This window comes from Allohoeflea poritis, from assembly GCF_027889715.1.
Classification (GTDB): Bacteria; Pseudomonadota; Alphaproteobacteria; order Rhizobiales; family Rhizobiaceae; genus Hoeflea_A; species Hoeflea_A poritis.
The window spans coordinates 24,885-31,129 of sequence record NZ_JAPJZH010000027.1 but is presented as its reverse complement, the minus strand read 5'-3'; the positions used below and the strand labels follow the sequence as shown (position 1 = coordinate 31,129).

5 protein-coding genes are annotated in these 6,245 nt (G+C 59.0%); all 5 read right to left on the bottom strand.

Annotation, left to right across the window (positions count from 1 at the left end; all coding sequences use genetic code 11):
* Positions 1-296: 296 nt before the first annotated feature.
* A complete protein-coding gene (locus OOZ53_RS25220) occupies positions 297-1,289 on the bottom strand; it encodes a sugar-binding transcriptional regulator (protein WP_271092562.1) in 993 nt (330 codons plus the stop codon).
* Between the two features lie 84 nt (positions 1,290-1,373).
* Complete coding sequence (locus tag OOZ53_RS25215; protein WP_271092561.1) at positions 1,374-2,648, bottom strand: dihydrolipoamide acetyltransferase family protein; 1,275 nt, start codon at positions 2,646-2,648, stop codon at positions 1,374-1,376.
* A 1-nt stretch (position 2,649) separates the two neighbouring features.
* Entirely contained in the window at positions 2,650-3,669 is a 1,020-nt protein-coding gene (locus OOZ53_RS25210) for an alpha-ketoacid dehydrogenase subunit beta (protein WP_271092560.1), read from the bottom strand.
* Positions 3,666-4,676 carry a pyruvate dehydrogenase (acetyl-transferring) E1 component subunit alpha gene (pdhA, locus tag OOZ53_RS25205; RefSeq protein WP_271092559.1) on the bottom strand — a complete coding sequence of 337 codons (1,011 nt, stop codon included), beginning with the start codon at positions 4,674-4,676 and terminating at the stop codon, positions 3,666-3,668. Before pdhA ends, OOZ53_RS25210 begins: the two co-directional genes overlap by 4 nt.
* Before the next feature lie 12 nt (positions 4,677-4,688).
* Entirely contained in the window at positions 4,689-6,011 is a 1,323-nt protein-coding gene (locus OOZ53_RS25200) for an NAD(P)H-dependent oxidoreductase (RefSeq protein WP_271092558.1), read from the bottom strand.
* Positions 6,012-6,245 lie beyond the last annotated feature (234 nt).

Sequence of the window (6,245 nt, the reverse complement as noted above, 5' to 3'; positions counted from 1 at the left end):
CAAGGCAACAGCCCATCACATCGCACAACTGGTCAATCGGCTCGAACCACTCGAGCGCGAAAGACCCGAACTCTTCAGCAAGAGCTAGAGCAAGATGAGGGAGCGCGCCGGTGACACGCAAGGACAGTCGGCCAAACGGGCGATACGCCGCCAGATTGAGCGCAGTCGAGTGAGCTCAAAAAACCTTCAATCAATTCAACTACATAGTATTATTATCCGGAAGAGTTCCGACAATTGCCCCGTCGCCATGATGGCGCAATCACATTCTCCTGCCGGATACGCATCGCCTTGAAGGCCTACTCACCCAGATCGTAATTCGCGATCGTGGCAGCGGTAATCTCGTCGGTAATCAGGTTGGATGGTTTCAGCAGCCTCAAGGCCCCGATAAGCGCCTCTATCTTCTCTTCACCACCCGAAATCACGACCACATCTTTTGCCCGTTTCAGTTTTGCGATTTCGATGGCAATCGCGCGATCGTTGACGGGGTGGTCTACGATTTCGCCTTCGACATTGATGAAGTTATAGAGAATATCGCCAACCACGCCGACATTGATCAGGGACCTGCGATCGGCCTCCGACAGGTGCCCAACGCGATAGGACGTATTCAGGCTGGCAATGCCGCCGACACTGACAAAGGCGACATCGAGCGAATTGGCATATTCGAAGATCTGGCTGATGCCGCAATGCTCGAGAAGCGCATGCTTGGTTTCCACGCTGTCGACGATCGCCGGCGCGGGCACCAGATACCCTTCCCCATTGAACCGTTCAGCGAATTGCCAGGCAAATTCAGCCGGATTGAACCGCTTGGCCTCGGCGATGCCGCCAAGCAGTGAAACGACCCGGATGTCCTCAAGCGCGCGCCCCTCGATATGAGGCAATGTCGAATACAGCGTGCGCCCCCACCCGACACCGATATTCATGCCCGAACGCACATAATCGGAGATAAAGCGGCCGGCGGCCACGGAGATGGATTTGATGGGATCCGAGGCAGGATCGGACCGGGGCGCCACAACAACCCTGCTGACATTGAAGCGGGTTTCGATCCGGCGCTGAATTGCGATTATCGGCTGCAGGTCCGAATTGATCTGGATGTTGATTTCACCGCGCTTGCGCGCATCGGCGAGCAGGCGGGTTACCTGCAGACGGGTTATGCCCAGCACCGCTGCGACTTCCTGCTGATTGAGACCTTCAATGTGGTAGAGCCACGCCGCGCGAATCCGCTGCTCATGGACCGCGTCAATCAGCGAGCCCTCCAGGCGTTTTTTGGATGTTTCAATAGGTGTGGCCATTGCATTGCCCGATATGTGCTGGCTGACCATCTGCACGATGAACGGAGTCTCTGTCAAATCCGGGATACGGAAGCCGGCACCCCGCTAAGACGTTCCGAGTGCCAGCAGGAAAGGGTTTTCCACCAGCCGCTGCCATTCGCCGAGCCAGCGCGCACCCGAAACACCATCCACAACACGGTGATCGCAGGACAGCCGAACCGAAAGCACGGTTGCCGCAACTGGTGCGCCATCATCGTTTTCCACGAACTGGCGCGTGGCCATTCCAACCGCAAGAATCATGCTCTCCGGCGGATTGATAATGGCACTGAAAGCCTTCACGCCGTACATTCCGAGATTGGAGATGGCGAAGGACCCGCCCTGGTACGCGTTGCTGGCTAGTTTGCCAGCCCTGGCGCGCTCGGCAAGTCCGGCAATTTCGTTTGAAATCGCAAGCAGCGACTTGCTTTGCGCCTGCCTTACCACCGGCGTCATCAATCCGCCTTCGACGGACACGGCAACGGAGATATTGGCATCCCGATAGCGAAGGATCTCATCACCCGCCCAGGATGCGTTCGCTTCGGGAACGGCCATCAGGGCCATAGCGCTGGCTTTCACCAGCAGATCATTGATCGAAATCCTGACCGACCCGGACCCCTCCAGCGATTTGTTTATCTCCGCACGAAAAGCCAGCAACTTGTCCAGCCGGCAATCGGCTTCGAGATAAAAATGCGGGACCGTGGCCTTGCTGGCACTAAGCCGCTCGGCGACGGTCGCTCTCATTCTGTCAACCGGCACGACCTCATAATCGATGCCGAGTGAATCGAGCCGGTCCTTGCTGGCGTTCGTTGCAGCGTCAGCCCTTACCGGAGCGGATGCGGTTGACGCCACGGATTTTGCCGCCTCGACATCTTTCCGCGTGACCCGGCCGCGCGGGCCGCTCCCCGCAACGGCGGAAATGTCTATGCCCGCCGCCTTCGCCATTCGTCTGGCAAGCGGCGTGGCACGCTTTCTTTCAGTGGTGATCGCAGCCGCATCGGTCACCGGTGTGCTGACCGGCAATGCCTCCCGGGGTGGCCCACTTGCCGCGGTGTTTTCTTCCGGGCGTGGTGCGGGTTCCCGTTGCAGCACCTCCAGGCTCTCGCCGTCGGCGAGGATCCAGGCGATCCTGTCGCCGATCTTGACGGTTTCGCCAGCCTGCGCGCGGACCTGCCGCAATGTGCCTGAGGCCGGACTTTCCACTTCCATCGCCGCCTTGTCGGTCTCGATATCGAACAGGGCGTCGCCTTTCTGCACCGGATCACCCTCCTGGATATGCCAGGCGGCGATGGTGCCGGCCTCCATGTCCATATCCACTTTCGGCATGATGACTTCGGTCGGCATTTCAAAGTTGTCCGCGGCACAATTGAGAAGCGCTGGAAACGATGTTGTCGACCTGCGGGACGGCGGCCTTTTCGAGATCCGGATTGTAGGGCATCGGCGCCTCCGCCCCGCCCAGGCGGATGATCGGCGCATCAAGGAAATCAAAGGCCTCGCTCTCGGCCACCATCGCGCTGATCTCGGCGCCGACGCCCAAGGTCTTGACACCCTCATAGACACATATGAGGCGTGTCGTCTTCTTGACGCTTTCCACGATTGTGTGGCGATCGATCGGACGCACCGATCTGAGGTCGATCACTTCAGCGGAAATACCGTCCCCGGCAAGAAACTCGGCGGCCTCCAGCGAGCGCTGCACCATAACCGAACTGGCGACGATCGTTACATCCGTGCCTTGCCGGCGGATTTCCGCCTTGTCGAGCGATGTGGTGTAGTGCCCCGTCGGCACCATACCCTTGGTTTTGTAAAGAAGCTTGTGTTCAAACACCATCACCGGGTCCGGATCCTCGAGCGCGCGCAGCAGCATGCCCTTGGCATCGCGCGGCGTCGATGGCTGCACCACCTTGAGGCCGGGAACATGTCCGAGCCACGCCTCCAGGCTCTGGCTGTGCTGGGCGGCGGCACCCGTTCCCGACCCGGCCGGAAAGCGCATTACCAGCGGCACGGAGACAGCGCCGCCAAGCATATAGCGCATTTTTGCCGCCTGATTGCAGATCTGTTCCATCGCCAACATGGCAAAGTCGGAGAACTGAAACTCGAAGACAGGCCGCAGCCCGGTCGCGGCCGCGCCGACCGCGACACCGGCACCGCCGAGTTCCGATATCGGCGTATCGAGAACACGGTCGGCGCCGTGTTTGTGAACAAGGTCGCCCGTGACCTGAAACGCGCCGCCGTAAACGCCGATATCCTCGCCCATGAGCACAACTCGCTCGTCGGTTGTCAGTGCGATATCGAGAGCATCGCGGATGGCCTCTGCATAGGACATCTCGACGATTTCTTCCTCCTGCGCGGCGTTGTGGACATTCATTGTGCCGCTTCCGTATAGACGTCGCGCGTCACGTCGGACGGCGAGGGATCCGGGCTGGCTTTGGCGAATTCGATCGCGGTCTCTATCTGCCGGTTGACATCCGCCTCCAGCGCTTGGATTTCATCGGCCGTCATGATGCCGTGGTCTTCGAGCTCCGCTGCGAAACTTTTAATCGGATCCCGCTCCATCCATTCGCCGATCTCTTCCTTCGTGCGGTAGCGGTTGCGGTCCGATTTCGAATGTCCGCGCCAGCGATAGGTCACATTCTCGACAAGGGATGGCCCGTGGCCGGAGCGGGCGTGTTCGACCGCTTCGTTCACGGCTTCACACACCGCGGAAAAATCATTGCCGTCGACTGTCTTTCCCGGCATGGAATAGGCCGCCGCACGATCCGCGATATTTGCCACCGCGGTGGAGCGCTCCGTCGAAGTGGACATGCCGTATTTGTTGTTTTCGCAGACAAATACGACCGGCAGCTTCCAGATCGACGCCATATTGAGCGCTTCGTGAAACGCCCCTTCATTGTTGGCGCCATCGCCGAAAAAGCAGAGCACGACTTTTCCGGTTTTCAATGTCTTGGCGGTCAAGGCCGCGCCAACGGCGATGGGAATACCGCCGCCGACAATACCGTTTGCCCCGAGGTTGCCCTTCTCCACGTCGGCGATATGCATGGATCCGCCGCGGCCCTTGCAATAGCCCGTTTCCTTGCCGAAGAATTCGGCGAACATCATTGCGATGTCGGCATCCTTTGCTATGCAGTGGCCGTGGCCGCGATGCGTGGACGTAATCTGATCGTCAGGTGCCAAAGGCATGCAGCTTCCCACCGCGCTGGCCTCCTGGCCGATGGACAGATGCATCGTGCCGTGGATAAGACCGCGCATATAGCTGTCCTCGGCCCCTTCCTCGAATTTTCTTATGAGATACATCCGCCTCAGCGCTTCGACGAGTTGTTGACGCTCATAGTTGGCGATCGCAAAGGGTGTGTTTGCCTTTTTTGATTTCGACATCGCAAAAATCCGTCAGGGCTGCGCCGCGAGCATCTTGTCCTGCAATGCCCTAAGCTGAACGATTTTCGAATCCGCATCCGGCGATATGCAGTCGGCGGTCAACAGATCGCCCTTCCTGACGGCCTTCGTGACAAGGCCACCGGCAAGGAGGCCGCAAGGCACGGCCTGCTTCTGACGGGCTTCGGAAGCCTCGAGGATCCAGGCGCGATAGCAATATTCTCCGATCTGGTCGAGCCTCTCGCCGACCTCCAGGTCCCGCTTGGCAACGGCGCCGACTTCAGCGACCGGACGAGGAAGCGGCACCATGTCGGCCTTCTTGTGCAGCACCGCCCGGGCGCAGGTCAGCGGCACTTCAAGCGAAGTCAGGTGATAGGGACGCACGAAAGTGAAATACGGCCCCTTGCCCATCTTCAGATCTTCCATGCGCTCCCTGATGCGCGGATGCGCCATCTCCGCGACAACAAAGACACCAGGTGCAAGACCCTTGCCCAGCGTGTAGTCGACACGTCCCACTCCGGACAATATGCCGCCATCGGCCTTCGGTATAAGCACCGAGGAAAGCTGATCGCCCGGTATATGCGGCCCGTGCATTCCGGGCTTGTCCGGCAACAGGCCGGTCGCATTGGCGATGGCCGCCATCTCGACCATGGTCTTGGAGCCATCGACGAACTCCACCAGCATACGGGGATTCATCGCCCTCCTGGCCGCTTCTTCCTCATATTGGTCGGGTGTGGCGTCGATCTTCAACGGATTGTTCTTGCCTTTTCCGGCGGCGACAATCGTGTGTCCCATGGCAGATACGAATTCGATCAGTTCCATGCAGGAGGAAGGTTCATCGCCGGCGCCGAGCGTATAGACGACGCCAAGCCGGTCAGCCTGGGCTTTGAGATACGCGCCGACGGTCACATCGGCCTCGACATTCATCATGACGAGGTGCTTGCCATGTTCCATGGCCGACAGACCGTACTGGGCACCGACCCCCGGCAGCCCTGTGGCCTCGACCACCACATCGACAAGACCGCTCTGCAGGAGAGCCGATGCATCATCGACAATGCCGACCTTGCCCGCCTCGATGGCTGCATTCAGATCGTCGCCACCGCTCGCATGCCGGGCGTGACCGCCCTCGCCGAAAGCGATTTCAACGGCTTTTTCGGCGGCACCGGGCCGGATATCGGCGATCGCCGCCACTTCGATCCCGTCCATGAGCGAGGCGCGCGCAACAATGTCGGTTCCCATCTCACCGCAGCCAATTAGGCCGATGCGAATAGGTGCGCTATCTTGAGACCGGACCTTGAGTTCTTTGGCGAGGCCGGTCAAAGCGACATTCGATACCATCAATCCTCCTCCAAGGGATGCGAGCAGTATGAGAACTTTTGATGTTGTGTCAATACATATGTTCACAACTGAGGCATCATAAACATAAATACCAGTTGACATCAGTCGAATAATGAACATTAGTATTTGTTAACGATCAATTGTGCAATGCGCAAAGATCGTCTGGGAGGAATGGGCAGCCGATGGGACGCGACGCAATTTCGGTCGAAGAGCCGATCGTTATTTTTGAAGGCA